Origin of the sequence: Pseudomonas sp. Q11, assembly GCF_024494355.1 — a bacterium.
Classification (GTDB): Bacteria; Pseudomonadota; Gammaproteobacteria; order Pseudomonadales; family Pseudomonadaceae; genus Aquipseudomonas; species Aquipseudomonas hefeiensis.
This window is the reverse complement of record NZ_JAKNQY010000027.1, coordinates 41144-55803: the sequence shown is the minus strand read 5'-3', so window position 1 is coordinate 55803 and position 14660 is coordinate 41144. Positions and strand designations below refer to the sequence as shown.

Here is a 14660-nt window from a genome sequence, read left to right as displayed (position 1 = left end):
AACTGAGCGGGAGCAAGCTCCCTCGCCACACAAGCGCTCTCACCACAGGGATTGCGTCGGGTTCACCTATGGTTAAAATGCCGGCCTTTCGAATCCCTGGCGTTGCCTGAATGAATTGCGTAGCCCTTCAAACCCTTCACGACCATTTGCTGGCAGCCCTGGCATCGGTGCCAGAAGAAACCCGTCGCCTGTTCCATGGCCGCGGGCGCTGCTGGCCGGGCCTGGAACAGGTCACTGTCGACTGGTTGCAAGGGGTGGTGCTGGTCTCGCTGTTCAAGGAACCGGAACCCACGCAGTTGGACGACTTGATCGCCACGCTGTTGGCGTTGACGACGTCGCCGGCCTGGCAGCACAGCAAGGCTCATACACTCGCCGTGCAACACCGCTACCTGCCGCAAAGCCTCACCCAATGGCTGGTAGGCGAGCCGATCGACGAATGGACCCTGACCGAAGGCGGCCTGCGCTATCGGATCGACCTGGGCAAGAAGCAGAACAACGGCCTGTTCCTCGACATGCGCTACGGGCGCGACTGGGTGCGGGCCAACGCCGATGGCAAACGGGTGCTGAACCTGTTCGCCTATACCTGCGGCTTCTCCGTGGCAGCCATTGCCGGCGGCGCGCAGCATGTGGTCAATCTGGACATGTCCCGTGCAGCCCTGAGCCGTGGCCGCGACAACCATCGCCTGAACGGCCACGACCTCAGCCTGGTGAGTTTCCTCGGCCACGATCTGTTCAAGTCCTGGGGCAAGGTGATCAACAGCGGGCCGTACGACCTGGTGATCATCGACCCACCCACCTTCCAGAAAGGCAGCTTCCTGTTGACCAAGGATTACCAACGGGTCCTGCGCCGCCTGCCGGAATTGCTGGTCGCCCACGGTACGGTGCTGGCCTGCAGCAACGACCCGGCCACCGGTCCAGACTTCCTCATCGACGGCGTCACCCGCGAAGCGCCCGGGCTGGTGTTCGAAGCGCGCCTGGACAACCCGCCGGAATTTCCAGACATCGACCCGGAGTGTGGCCTGAAGGCCATGGTCTTCAGGGCGACAGCGCCTACGGCACCGGCCACCATGCATTGACCAGCTCCGTGGTGATCCGCCGCACCAGCGACTCGACCTCCCGGCTCTTGACCGAACGGTAGATCGCCATGGTCCGCCGCAGTTGGTCTTCGGTGAGCATCACCGGCTGGCGTGCGCTCCAATCCACATCCGTCACGGCCTCGAGCCCCGCGCGGCGCCAGACGATCCGGTCGCCTTGGGTAACGGGCTCCAGCGGGCTGGGCAGGCTGGCGTCCGGCTGCACCAGGTTATCCAGCATCACTTGCGGCCAACGGGACGGATTCACCGGCTCGCTGAAGGCATCCACCAGATCGTCATCCAGCGTTTCCCAGAAGGCCAGCCCTTCGGACCAGTCGCGGGACATCAACCCCAGGTAAGGCCGCCAGGCCATTTCTCCCACACGCGGGGTTTGGTCATTGCTGTTGAAGGTGTCCTGGGCATCGCTGAGCCAGTCGACGAACGCCTCGCGGGTCAGGTGCACCTGGCGCTGCTCAAAGTTGGGGTAACGCTCCGTCAGCGTATGGTTCCAATAGGCGGAATGCTCGACCAGAAACGCTGAAAAGGGCACGCCGCCTCGAACGAGGCGCGCGCGCATCACCGATTCGAAAAAGTGGAAATGCATTTCCAGCTCAGCAAGGTCTGGCGTTTGTCGATCCAGGATACGGGCTTGCAGGCGCGTGCGCAGTTGTTGCAGTTGCTGGTCGAAATCGCCAATCAGCATCGGCAGCGGGTCGTGAGTGTTCTGGTAGCCGATGTAGTGCTTCAAGACGGCGGCCGCCCTCTGGCGATCGTTGAAAGACAACCCGGCAGGCGTCTGCTTATCGGCGTTGCGGATGCCAACAGAGAACCAGTCGATGAAATCTCGCATCCCAGGATCGTCGCGGGCAACCTCCAGTGCTCTCTTGAGAGCCGAGGAAATGTAGAGCCAATCATCGACGGTGTACTGGAAAGAATCGGGATATATGGCGCGCAGGGCCTGGATCTGAAGACTGGGTAATGGATTGTCATCGAGCCATAAGGCCAGCGAGCCCCGATCGGGCAAGCGGTCGAGCGAGGGCAGCAAGTCAACCTGGATATTGGTGATGCGGTTGCCTCGAAGATCGAGGACGTACAGATCGGACGAATGCCTGGTCAGCACCGCCAAGGCCAGCGCGGGCACCCGATCAAGCCCGCTCCTGGCCACTCCCAGCTCGTACAGGCTCGTCAGCTCTGGCAAATCGGGTAGGTCCCTGCAATTGTTTCCGTTCAGGCGCAGTTCCTCCAAAGCCGTCGCGGTACGCAGGAATGCACTGCCCTCCTCATCCAGGCGCAGGCCACAGCGCGACAGATCCAGCGTCCGCAAGCCCGGCAACCGAGTCAGCGCCTGCAACTGATCGGGGGTGAAATCCAAGTTTTCGGCCCACACCACCTCACGCAACGCCGGCAGTGCGGCCAGGCTGTCAATGGCAGCAATCACGTCCGCACTGGTTCCCGCCTCCGGACCGCTACTGATCCCCGTCAGGTCCAGGGCCCCTATTCTAGTGGGTTCAGCACCGGTCAATGGCGCGAAGACATTTGCGTGCAGATGGAGCGGATTGCCTTCCATTGACAGTTCCACCAGCGAACGTAACTCACCTGCCGCCACCGGAATCGTGGTGAGATAATTGCCCGGCAGGTTCAACGTATCAATGTTGGGGAACAATCTCAGGAAGTCTGAAGGGTCCTCGCTAAGGCCCATATGGCTCAGCGCCACCAAGCGGATGTGCTCGAAACGTGCACTGATGGGTGGCAACCGACCGACGTCCAAAGCCCCCAAGCGCAATGCCACCTCACTACCCTCCAGCCCCGGTTCAGCCTCGCTCCGCCAGGCACGACGCAGTTCACTGGCGATGGCATTGCGTTGCCCAAGCAGGGTCTCACGGTTGTACTGCTGTTCGTTAGGGTGGTGGAAACCCTCATGATCCACCCACTGGCGCAGCCCATCGTCCAGCGTGGTCCATTCGTTTTCCAGCCGGTCGACCAGCTCGCCCAGGCTGATGCCTTGGTGCCCGGCCTGTTCCGTCAGGTTTGTCTGTAGCTGCATGAGACGCTGCCCCGCATGGCTGGGATAGAGCCGCTCAAGACGTTGCTCCAGGCTGCCGCGCCAGTCTTGCAGCGACAGCCTGCCACGGCCGCTGAGGGGGTACACCAAGTGGCCGTTCAACCATTGCGGCCGCGATCCGACACTGCCCAGGCGCCTCATCAACAGGTAGGGGCGCAGGCCTTGCCGGTCCTCCAGGGCCTGTGCAAGCAACTGGGACCGAAGCTTGTCCGCCTCCCAGATATTCAAACCCAGCGCCTGGCGGGCGTCGTCCGATAGCGCCCGCAGCAGCGCATCCTCGAGATTCATGGGGTTTGCCAATTCTTCGCCGGTTTCGTCAAAGGGGCGGTACTTGTCACCTTCCTGGCGAAGGGTTTTCAAGGGGCCGTCCTCCCCCACCGTTATCGGGTCTTGCAGCTCGCGCAACCAAAGGCGCAGATGCACGCGTCCTTGCAACCGGGGCGCATTGCCCAGCAGGCCCATGACGATGCGGTCACGATCCACGGTGCCTTCGCCCCGCTCCAGGGCACGCAAGGCACGGGTCAGGCGCAGCTCGCGCAAGGCTTCGGCGCACTGCTTGCCGAGGTTCTCGTTCACCTTGCCTTCCAGCAAGCGCAACCGGTCACGACCTGCGATCCCGTGGACCAGCTCGTTGGCGATGGATTCGGGCAGGTTCGGGAACGTCCGCATCACCGGGGCAGCCAAGGGATCACGCCCGACGTGACGGGCCATGGCCGCGTTCACTCGCGAGGCATTGCGTTCCAGGTACCCGGCCCAGCGTCCGGCCAACAAGCGGCTGCGCTCCAGCGGGCGCAGGCCGAAACTGCGTTGCCCGAGCAGCACATTCTGCTCGTCCATGCTCAGGTTTCCCAGAATGCGGGCCGCCCAGGCGTCGTGCTCCAGATCCGCTTTGCTCAACCATAGAAAGCGCGTGTCGGCGATGTCACCCACCGGGTAGAGCCTCACGCCATCGTGGTAGCGCAACGTCAAGCCCTCGGGCCATCCCGGTAGATCGACGAGGGTCTGGACGATGCGAAAATGCGAGCCCCCCGGCGCTTCGCCACGGCGCAGGCGTTCAATGGTGTGCCGCACCCACTGCCAGCTCCGTGCTTCATCCAAGGCATCAGCCAGTATCGCCGGCATCGGCCGCCCCTGGACTTGCAGATAACGCAAATGCGCCTCGCTGATGCCGACCTGCCGTTGCACGGCCAGGAGCGCCGTATCATCCAGCTCGGCGGGCGTCTCGGCAAAGGTCCGCAACAACGCCAGGTTATCGCGCTGCAACGGATTGCGATGGACCCATTGCCAGCCGCGGGCACGGCTCCATTCCAGCGGCGGCGTCACACCTCGGTGCCCGGTCGGCAGACGCAGGTTCAAGGCGTCCTCCGCGCCCTGGACTTCGAAGTAGCGATCTTCGATACGCACCCACGCCGCGTCGGTCGTGCGCCAGACACCCCAGGCGTCCTGCTCGGCCTCCACGGGGGGCAAGCGTTGCGCTTCGAAGGCGCTGACGTCGCCATTCCACAGACGCGTGGTGCCGTCACGTACCGGCATGGGTTCAACGGATCCACCGACGAAGCCCAGGTAGGCGCCCTGAGCGACCCCGAACAACACGTTGAAGATATGCTCGATACCTTCTTGTGCGTGACCTTCGTTGAACGCCTGGATACCTTCGAAGATTTCGTACACCAGGCGCACGCCACCGACCGCCGCGGCGGTCATGCCGATGGGCGCGAAAAACGGGAAGAAGGTCGCGGCAACCATTAGCGAACTTTCAACGAGCTTTTCCCAGTAGTCGAGGCGCGCCAGCAGCGCGCGCCAGTCCTGGTCCTTGGTCGGGACCATCAGCGCCGAAGCATTGGCCAAGGCATGGCCACGCCATTCGTGGTAGCAAGCGTGCCAATGATCCTCGCGCAGGTCTTTCAGATCCCAGGCCACCTTGGGCGTGGGTATCCGGATGTGCCGTTGATCGCCATCCTCACCCGGCTCGCCCTCGCGCCAACCGCTGATGCGCGCATGAATTTCCTGGAAGAGATTGAGGTTGTCCGTCACCTTCCACTCCACTTGATCGTGCAGCACCGTGCCCAGGCTGGCCTGCAGACGCAACGGGAGGTAATGCATCAGGCCCTGGCGATAGCGGCGTTTGCGCAGCCGTTCGGTGAGCTCCGCCGACAGCGCCTGCAAGCTTGGAAACTGCTTGAGCGGCGCCACGGTGTCATGGGGCATGTGCAAGACAATCGGGCGAACACCCTGGGCATCGCCCTTCACCCCCCAATACACCCGGACGCCAAACAAGGGCGCCGACAGCAACTCCAGCACCTTGACCTCGCAGGCCAGGGGGGCGACGGCCCGGTCTTCGAGATGAACGCCCACATGGGCCAGCAACCGCTCACCGGTTTCATCCAGGCGCCCATCCAGCTTGGCCTCGTAGGCGTCATAGGCGAGCTGGCTGCGGGCGTACGCCATGTAGGCCTTGGCAATCGCGGGCACCTCATCGGCAATACGCGGCATTTTCTGTTCGAGCAACTGCCGATAGGCCCCGCCCACATCCATGCGGCGACACAGGCTGGCGAAACTGGCCGGGGTCGTGGCCAGTGTCGCCCTGTCTGACGGGGTGTCCCCCAGGGAAAACTCTCCTCGCCGCCCCTGGATGAACAGTTCGCCCTTGTTATCGAAATCACTGCCAGCGACCGCGTCGGCGGGAGGGTAATTGCGCATGACCGCTTCGACCACCGACAGCGAGGGATCGGTGACGAAGGAACTTCGCCTGACCCTGGCCCGGCGTACTGCGTCCGCCACCGTGCCGGAGCCAATCATCCGGTGCCAATCCTGTACTTCTGGCTGGGTCTTGAGCTGATCAAGGGTGAACGCATAGGGCCCCGGCAGGTCGCTGAGCAGTGCATTGAGCGCATCACTGTCGCGCTGCAATTGCCGGGTGAGCACTTTGAAACGCGTCTGCCGGTGTCGTGTGGTCCGCTTCAACCAGGCGGGTAGCCTGGCGCGGATAAAATCGATAGGGGTATCTTGAGTGGACATGATGGACCTCCTTCCTTGGGGTCGTGTGTTCGTTCGAGCGCTAAAGCACGTTAGTTCTGGCGTGGCCGATGCTCTCCAAATCAACAGTGTTTTGATACCGTCCAACCGTTGCAAGGGATTGCGGTGCCCCGGGAGCAGGTAGATCGCTGCTACATCACTAACGTCAACCACGCCGACACCAGCAGCATCACCGCCATGACCCGGTTGAACCGCCCCATCGCCACGGCGGACCGGCAGAACCGTGCGGCGCCGCGGCCCAGATAAGCCCAGACGGTCATGCACGGGATCGAAATGGCGAAGAACGCCAGGGACAGCCAGAGGACCCGCACGGTCCGGTCGGCCTCGCCCCCCGCGAAGACGCTGACCACCGCCAACGCCATCATCCAGGTTTTCGGGTTCACCAACTGCAACCCGGCCGCCCCCGCCAAGCCCAGGCGCGGGCCTTCGGCCGGGCGGTCCGGGTCGATGGCCTGGGCCGGCGCGCGGAAAATCTGCCAGGCCATCCAAGTCAGCCAGGCGATGCCCGCCCATGAGAGCAACGTTTGAAGCGTGGCATGGCGCGCAAGCATGTCCCCCAGCCCGGTGCCAACCAAGAGCACCAGCAAGGCCGCTGCCGCACAGGCGCCGAGGATGATCGGCACGGTGGTTGCCAAGCCGAAGCGCGAGCTATGGCTCAGCACCAGGATATTGGTCGGGCCCGGAGTGATGGAGGCGACAAACGCGAACAAGGCAAACGGCAGTAACTGGTCCATGGAGCGGCTTCTCGGTAAGGATCGATCGCTTGATCATCCCTGCGAAGTCGCGGTCAGTCTGGAACAATTGAGCAGCGCTTGCGGTAGTCCGCCGGGCTCAGGCGATAGGCACGCTGGAACCAGCGGCCCATGTGGCTCTGGTCGGCAAAACCGAGCATGGCCGCCACCGCCCCGGCGCTCTCGCCAGAGGCCAGCAAGCGCCGGGCACGGGCCAGGCGCAACTGGATCAGATAGGCATGGGGCGCCAGGCCGAAAGCAGCCTTGAACGCACGGGTCAGGCGAAAACGATCCACGCCGGTAACCCGTGCCAGGTCATCCAGACCGATGTCGTCGCTCAGGTGGCTGTGCAGATAATCCCGGGCCTGCTGCGCCACCAACGGCAGCCGCGGGTCCGGGTTGATCCGTGCCCGCCATTGCAAGTGTTGAGTCAGGTTGGCCAACAGGGTATCGAGGGCCGTCTGGCGCACGATGCGAATCTCCTGCTCATGCAGGCTCTGGAAAGCCAAGGCCGTGGCACTCGCCAGCCGCGCATCGTCGGTCAGGGTGGCGGCGAACCCCAACTGGGCGTTGTCCGGGGCTACGTCGAACAAGGAGCGCAACTCGCGCTCCAGCCATTGGGGTTCCAGGTACAAGGTGCGGTAGGTAAACCCGTGGTCGTGGGGCGCATTGCCGTCATGCAACTCGCCGGGCTCAAGCAGGAACACCTTGCCCGGCGTGCTGTTGTGTTGCTGGCGGCGACAATGGAACTGCTGCACGCCCTGTTCGGTCACGCCCACCAGATAGGCGTCGTGCCAATGGGGATCGTAGGCATGCCCCTCGAAATGCGCGCGCACGGTCTCGATACCGGACGCGGCGTCCTGCTTGAGATCGATCCAGTTGCGCGCCGTCATGGGCAGTCCCGTTTTGTGTCATCAGCACGAGCAGGTTAACCGCTGGCGGCGAGGGTGTCTGGAAGATTTGTGCAGTTTTTTTGTGCAGCAACGAAAACAAATGGATCCATTAAAGACCACCGACCGTCCACCAGAACGCCAAAAATATTGACAACTGAAATAGTTAAGAGAGTTAATGGATCCATAAGCACAACAACATCCGTCCGGAGATCCGTCATGTATCCCAAGAACACCTGGTACGTAGCCTGCACCCCCGATGAAATCACCGACAAACCTCTAGGCCGCCAGATCTGCGGCGAGAAGATGGTTTTTTATCGTGGGCATGAAGGCAAGGTCGCGGCCGTCGAGAACTTCTGCCCTCATCGCGGCGCCCCGCTCTCTTTGGGCTATGTCGAAAACGGTAACCTGGTGTGCGGCTATCACGGTCTGGTGATGGGTTGCGACGGCAAGACCGTCGAAATGCCAGGGCAACGGGTACGCGGATTCCCTTGCAACAAGACCTTTGCGGTACAGGAGCGTCATGGTTTTATCTGGGTTTGGCCCGGTGATCAGGCCCTGGCCGACCCGACGTTGATCCACCCGCTTGAATGGGCCGAAAGCGACGAGTGGGCCTACGGTGGCGGCCTGTTCCATATCCAGTGCGATTATCGCCTGATGATCGACAACCTGATGGACCTGACCCACGAAACCTACGTGCACGCCTCCAGCATCGGCCAGAAGGAAATCGACGAGGCGCCGCCGGTGACCACGGTCGAAGGTGATGAAGTGGTCACCGCCCGGCACATGGAAAACATCATGCCCCCGCCCTTCTGGCGCATGGCCTTGCGCGGCAACAACCTCGCCGACGACGTGCCGGTGGACCGCTGGCAGATCTGCCGTTTCACCCCGCCCAGCCACGTGCTGATCGAAGTCGGCGTGGCCCATGCCGGTAACGGCGGGTACCACGCCGCGCCGCAGTTCAAGGCGTCAAGCATCGTGGTGGACTTCATCACCCCGGAAACCGAGACGTCCATCTGGTACTTCTGGGGCATGGCCCGGCACTTTCAGCCGCAGGACGAGGCGCTGACTGCCAGCATTCGCGAAGGCCAGGGCAAGATTTTCAGCGAAGACCTGGAGATGCTCGAACGCCAGCAACACAACCTGCTGGACCATCCGCAACGCAGCCTGCTCAAGCTCAATATCGATGCCGGCGGCGTGCAGTCGCGTCGGGTGCTGGAGCGTTTGATTGCCCGTGAGCGCGAGCCGCAAGCGGGATTGATTGCCAGCACCGATCAAGGGGAGCAGCGAGCATGATTGAAGTCCAGGTCACGGCTCGGCACAACGAAGCCCAGGACATTTGCAGCTACGAGCTGACGAGTGTCGACGGCCAGCCATTACCGGCGTTCACCGCCGGTGCCCATATCGACGTGCACTTGCCCAACGGCATGATTCGCCAGTATTCGCTGTGCAATCATCCCGAGGAACGACATCGCTACCTCATCGGGGTGCTCAAGGATGCAGCGTCCCGAGGCGGTTCGCGCAATTTACATGAACAGATTCTGCCAGGCGCACGCCTGCTGATCAGCGAACCGCGCAACTTGTTCCCCCTTGCCCCGGAGGCTCGGCGCAGCCTGCTGTTTGCCGGCGGTATCGGCATTACGCCGATCCTGTGCATGGCCGAACACCTGGCCCAGAGCGGTGCGGCGTTCGAGCTGCATTACTGCGCCAGGTCCAGGGAGCGTGCGGCCTTTATCGAACGCTTGCGCCAGTCGCCTTATGCCGACCGGGTGTTTCTGCATTTCGATGAAGAGCCGGCTACAATGCTGGACGCTGCCAGGCTCCTGGCCGCCCCCAGTGACGACCTGCACCTCTATGTGTGCGGCCCCGGCGGTTTCATGCAGCATGTACTCGACACCGCCAAGGTCCAGAGCTGGCAGGAAACCTGCTTGCACCGCGAGTACTTTGCCGCTGTGCCCACCGACACTCGCGCGGACGGCAGCTTCTCGGTGAAAGTCGCCAGCAGCGGCCAGGTCTTCGAAGTACCCGCCGACCGAAGCGTGGTGCAGGTGCTGGAGAGTCATGGCATCGAGATTCCGATCTCGTGTGAACAAGGCGTGTGCGGCACCTGCCTGACCCGCGTGCTCGAAGGCGTGCCGGAGCACCGGGACATGTTTCTGACCGAGGCTGAACAGGCTTGCAACGATCAGTTCACGCCGTGCTGCTCCCGCTCGAAGACGCCACTTTTGGTGTTGGATATCTGACCAATACCCTGTGGGAGAGCTTTGTGGGAGCAAAGCTTGCTCGCGATGGCCGCGACTCAGTCAGCATTGCTATCGGCTGACAGACTGCGATCGCAAGCAAGCTTAGCTCCCACAACCGTACGCGCGCTCACTCCGAACGAAGAATCACCGTCATCCGCTCATCAGCCAGCGTCGAGCCGAACACCTCGGCATAACGCAAAGTCGCATTGGCATGTTCGCGCATGATCGCCTCGGCACGGGCAGCCTGGCGATGGATCAGCGCGTCGAACACCGAGTGGTGCTGCATGTGGGCGTAGTTGAAGCGGCGAAATTCGCCGGCCATGTTCTGACGATCCACCGCCAGGGCGGTGACTGAGGCAAATGGCAGGTGATCGTTGCGAGCCAGGGCATCGGCAATCGCCGGGTTGTGGCTACCCTCGACGATCACCTGATGGAAGCGCATGTTCAAGTCGTGATAGACCTCAAGGTCGTCCTCGGTCACATAGCCCTTGGCAAACAGTTCGTCGCCCTGCACCAGGCATTGTTCAAGCGCCGCTCGACCCGCTTCGGATAAGCCGTGCTCGGCCGTTTGCCGCGCGGCCAGGCCTTCGAGCACACCACGCACTTCCACGGCCCCGGCGATTTCCTCGGCACTGACTGAGCGTACCTGGAATCCGCGACCACCGAAACGCACCAGCAGCCCTTCCTGCTCCAGGGTACGAAACGCCATACGCACCGGCATTCGCGAAACACCGAACAACTCGGCCGTGGGAATTTCCATCAAGCGCTCACCGCCCGCCAGCTCGCCTGAGGCGATCATCCTGCGCAATGCGACCAGCACCGTTTGGCCGGGCTTACTCATCCAGGTTCTTCCAGAGAAAACAGAGTCGTCATAGTAGAAGGCTTGGGACGGTGTGTCACGGCGGAGTATGGAGCAAACGCAAGAGCAATCGGTTACAGGAAAATGCTGTGGCAGCAAGGCTATGGCGGTGGGTCAGCAAAATCAGCGGCGCACTTCAGACCGCTATCGCGAGCAGGCTCGCGATGGCGGCAGACCAGCCAACATTGATGGCAAGCCTTGCTGTCACGGGTTTTGAGTCTGGACCGACTAGTTCGCCCGCAGGATCGACGCATCTTCGCCGCGGTACAGCGCCTCGACTTTCGCCGCGCGCCACTGCAGCACCGCCCGTTGGTTGATCGAGCCCTTGTCCGTGATTTCGCCACGATCGATCGATGCTGGCTCATCAAGCAAGGCAATCCACTCCACGCGGCTGGCGTTGCCGCCAGCCTCGCGGTTAAGGCGCTGTAGCCAGTCGGCGAACCACTGGCGTACCGGCGGGCTGGCCAAGACCTGGGCATCGCTGGCGTCCGAAGCCAGACCTGCCAGACGCCGGCATTCAGCAAGCCGTGGAAACACCAGCGCGCCCAGGCATTCGCGATCCGGCGCGGTCACTACCAGGTCCTGAAGGTAGGGCGTGCCTTCCAGCACCGCCCGGTTGCGCAGTGGCCCGACACTGACGAATACGCCGGAGGACAGCTTGAAGTCCTCGGCAATCCGCCCGTCAAACATCAGGCCCAGTTGCGGGTCGCTGGGATCGGCCAACTTGATCGCATCGCCCGAACAATAAAAACCGTCTTCGTCAAACACCTCGGCGGTTTGCTGCGGCGAACGCCAATAGCCGGGCATGATGTGCGGCCCGCGGAAGCGCCCTTCGAACTTGCCATCCACCGGCACCAGCCGCACCTCGCAGCCGGGTGCCGGCAAGCCGATATAACCGGCCATGGACAACGGCCCGGTGGTGAAGGTGCAGGACGGCGATGCCTCGGTCATGCCGAGCCCGGCCATCATGCGGATGCGTTCGCCACAATGCTGTTCGGCGACCTTGTCGAGCCGGTCCCACGTACTTTGGGACAGTCCCGCCGCCGCAAAAAAGAACAGACTGATACGCTCGAAGAAACGCTCGCGCAACTCGCCGTCCTGCTCCAGGGCACTGACCAATTCTTCCCACCCTTTGGGCACCGTCAGGTACGCAGTGGGCGAAATCTCCTTGAGATTGCGCAAGGTTTCGGCGAAGCCCTGGGCGGTGGGCTTGCCGTCGTCCAGGTAAAACGTGCCGCCGTTGTACAACACGATGCCGACGTTGTGACTGCCACCGAACGTGTGATTCCACGGTAACCAGTCCACCAATACCGGCGGAGCCTCACCGAACACTGGAAAGGTCTGTAACAACATTTGCTGGTTGGCGCAGAGCATGCGTTGGGTGGTAATCACAGCCTTGGGCAGCTTGGTGGAGCCCGAGGTGAAGAGAAATTTGGCGATACTGTCCGGCCCGGTGGCGGCAAAGGCGCGCTCGGCGTCAATACCACCGGGTTGCGCCAGCAGGCTGGCAAAGCTTGCCCCGAACCTTGCGGCCATTTCGCCACGCACCGTGATCAAGGGAATGTCCGCCGGTAGCACGGCGTTGATCGCCCGCTCAAACGGCGCAGCCTCGCTGACAAAGATCAGCCCCGGCTGCAACAAATCGCAAACGTGCCGCAGCTTGGCGAAATCCTGGGACAGCAACGAATAGGCCGGCGACACCGGGCAATAGGGAATCCCGGCGTACATCGCGCCAAGGGCCATCTGCAGATGCTCGATGTCGTTGCCCGACAACAGCGCCAAGGGCCTTTCAGCCGACAAACCATAGCTCAACAAGCCTTGAGCGATGGCCCGCACGCTGTCGAGCATCTGGGCATAGCTGACGTGACGCCATTCGCCCTTGTCTTCGCGAGCAGCAATGAAAGTCTGGTCTGGTCGCACCTGCGCCCAATGCACCAGGCGATCGAGCAAGCGCGTCGGCAGCTCAGCCAAGGGTTCCAGGGAACGCATGTGCAGGATGCCCTGCTCTTCCTTGACTTCGACGGTTGGATGACCAATCGACACCTGGCGATAGCGCCCGGAGTCTGGTCGGGAGGACGGTCTGGACTCAAAACTCACGTACATTTCCTCCATCAAGGCACGCCAAACCCGCGCGAAGCGAGCGGAGCGTGGCAGCGACTGGCTGCGGCCTTGTTATTGTTATGTCTGGCCCGCATCGGGTCGGCGATTTCCACTCGCCGCCGCCCGCGATGCGACGGATATCAGATCGGGTAATGCCGGGCGCCGTTCTGCATTGTCACCCAGCGCAACTGAGTGAAATGTTCGATGGACGCCTTGCCGCCAAAACTGCCATAACCGCTGGACTTGACCCCACCGAAGGGCATCTGCGCCTCGTCGTGCACGGTCGGACCATTGATGTGGCAGATGCCCGACTCAACCCGTTGAGCCAAGGCCAACGCCCGAGTGGTATCGCGGCTGAAAATGGCTGCCGAAAGGCCGAATTCGGAATCGTTGGCCAGGCGCAACAGTGCTTCGTCGCCTTCGCCGCGCAGCAACACCGCTACCGGACCGAAAGACTCTTCGCGGTACAGACGCATGTCTGGGGTGACGCCGTCGAGCAAGGTCGGCTGCAAAATGCTGCCGTGCAATTGCCCTCCCGCCACCAGCGTCGCGCCTTTGGCCAAGGCATCGTCGATCAAACTTTTGATGCGCTGGCCGGCACTGACGTCTACCAGCGAACCCAGGACCGAATCACCCGCCGCAGGATCACCGGCACGCAAGGTGGCAATCTTGGCGGTCAGTCGAGAAATAAAGGCATCGGCCACGCTGGCATCGACGACCAGCCGCTCGGTGGACATGCAGATCTGCCCCTGATTGAAGTACGCGCCGAAGGCTGCGGCTTCTACCGCTGCGTCCAGGTCAGCGTCATCCAGTACCAGCAACGGAGCCTTGCCGCCCAGTTCCAGCAATGCTGGCTTGAGGTGACGCGCCGACAGCTCGCCGACGATGCGCCCGACATGAGTCGAGCCGGTGAAATTGACACGGCGTACCGCCGGGTTGGCGATCAGCCGCGCGACGATGGCCGGCGCATCTGCCGGGGCATTGCAGATGACATTAACCACGCCATCTCCCAGCCCGGCGTCCTGCAACACCTGGCCAATCAAGCGGTGCACCGCCGGGCTGATTTCGGAAGCCTTGAGCACCACGGTGTTGCCGCAGGCCAGGGGCATGGCGATAGCGCGGGTCGCGAGGATCACCGGGGCATTCCACGGCGCGATACCCAGCACCACGCCGCAAGGCTGACGCAGGGCCATGGCAAAACTGCCGGGCACATCCGAAGGAATGATTTCGCCGTTAATCTGGGTGGTCATGGACGCGGCTTCGCGCAGCATATTAGCCGCCAGATGCACGTTGAAACCGTACCAATTGGCCATGGCCCCCGTCTCGCCGGCAGCGGCGATGAACTCGCCCGTGCGAGCCTGCAACTGCTCGGCGGCACGCAGCAGACGCGTGCGTCGCTCATTGGGCGCCAGCGCTGCCCAGGTGGGAAACGCGGCTTGCGCGGCGGCCACAGCGGCGTCGGCGTCCTCCAGCGTGGCAGCAGCCACACGGGACACCACTTCGCCGGTTACCGGATTGCAACGTTCGAAAGTCCGACCGTCACGGGCGGGGCACGACTGGCCGCCGATCAACAGGGGCACGTCCAGCATGGTGATTCCTCTTTATTGTCTTTATAGGGAACACATTCACAGTAGCGCCAAGGGCCTTTGAACAACAGCCTGCGGGCGCA

Annotated in this window: 9 protein-coding genes; 3 read left to right on the top strand and 6 right to left on the bottom strand. The window is 62.6% G+C overall.

Annotated features, from left to right (window positions below; genetic code table 11):
* Positions 1-110 precede the first annotated feature (110 nt).
* A complete protein-coding gene (locus tag MA884_RS23100) occupies positions 111-1076 on the top strand; it encodes a class I SAM-dependent methyltransferase (protein WP_256232681.1) in 966 nt (321 codons plus the stop codon).
* Here the strand turns inward: MA884_RS23100 and MA884_RS23095 are convergent.
* The 3 genes from MA884_RS23095 to MA884_RS23085 form a co-directional block, all read right to left on the bottom strand.
* The gene (locus MA884_RS23095; RefSeq protein ID WP_256232680.1) at positions 1051-6150 is read right to left on the bottom strand and encodes a dermonecrotic toxin domain-containing protein; all 5100 of its coding nucleotides are present in this window, start codon (positions 6148-6150) and stop codon (positions 1051-1053) included. The genes MA884_RS23100 and MA884_RS23095 overlap by 26 nt on opposite strands.
* A 149-nt stretch (positions 6151-6299) precedes the next feature.
* On the bottom strand, positions 6300-6902 hold the full coding sequence (locus MA884_RS23090) for a LysE family translocator (RefSeq protein WP_256232679.1): 603 nt from the start codon (positions 6900-6902) through the stop codon (positions 6300-6302).
* Positions 6903-6955: 53 nt separating this feature from the next.
* On the bottom strand, positions 6956-7792 hold the full coding sequence (locus MA884_RS23085; protein WP_256232678.1) for an AraC family transcriptional regulator: 837 nt from the start codon (positions 7790-7792) through the stop codon (positions 6956-6958).
* Positions 7793-8008: 216 nt separating this feature from the next.
* Here MA884_RS23085 and MA884_RS23080 point away from each other — a divergent pair, with 216 nt between their 5' ends.
* Together MA884_RS23080 and MA884_RS23075 are read left to right on the top strand one after the other, a co-directional pair.
* Positions 8009-9085, top strand: coding sequence for an aromatic ring-hydroxylating dioxygenase subunit alpha (locus MA884_RS23080; RefSeq protein ID WP_256232677.1), 1077 nt, complete (start codon positions 8009-8011; stop codon positions 9083-9085).
* Complete coding sequence (locus MA884_RS23075) at positions 9082-10032, top strand: PDR/VanB family oxidoreductase (RefSeq protein ID WP_256232676.1); 951 nt, start codon at positions 9082-9084, stop codon at positions 10030-10032. The genes MA884_RS23080 and MA884_RS23075 overlap by 4 nt, the downstream gene beginning before the upstream one ends.
* A 127-nt stretch (positions 10033-10159) precedes the next feature.
* On the opposite strand, the gene MA884_RS23070 is transcribed toward MA884_RS23075, so the two are convergent.
* The 3 genes from MA884_RS23070 to MA884_RS23060 form a co-directional block, all read right to left on the bottom strand.
* Positions 10160-10873 (bottom strand): GntR family transcriptional regulator, encoded by a 714-nt coding sequence (locus MA884_RS23070; protein ID WP_256232675.1) that lies wholly within the window; start codon positions 10871-10873, stop codon positions 10160-10162.
* 246 nt (positions 10874-11119) lie between these two features.
* Entirely contained in the window at positions 11120-12988 is a 1869-nt protein-coding gene (locus MA884_RS23065; protein ID WP_371134806.1) for a feruloyl-CoA synthase, read from the bottom strand.
* A gap of 143 nt (positions 12989-13131) precedes the next feature.
* Positions 13132-14580, bottom strand: coding sequence for an aldehyde dehydrogenase (locus MA884_RS23060; protein WP_256232673.1), 1449 nt, complete (start codon positions 14578-14580; stop codon positions 13132-13134).
* Positions 14581-14660 lie beyond the last annotated feature (80 nt).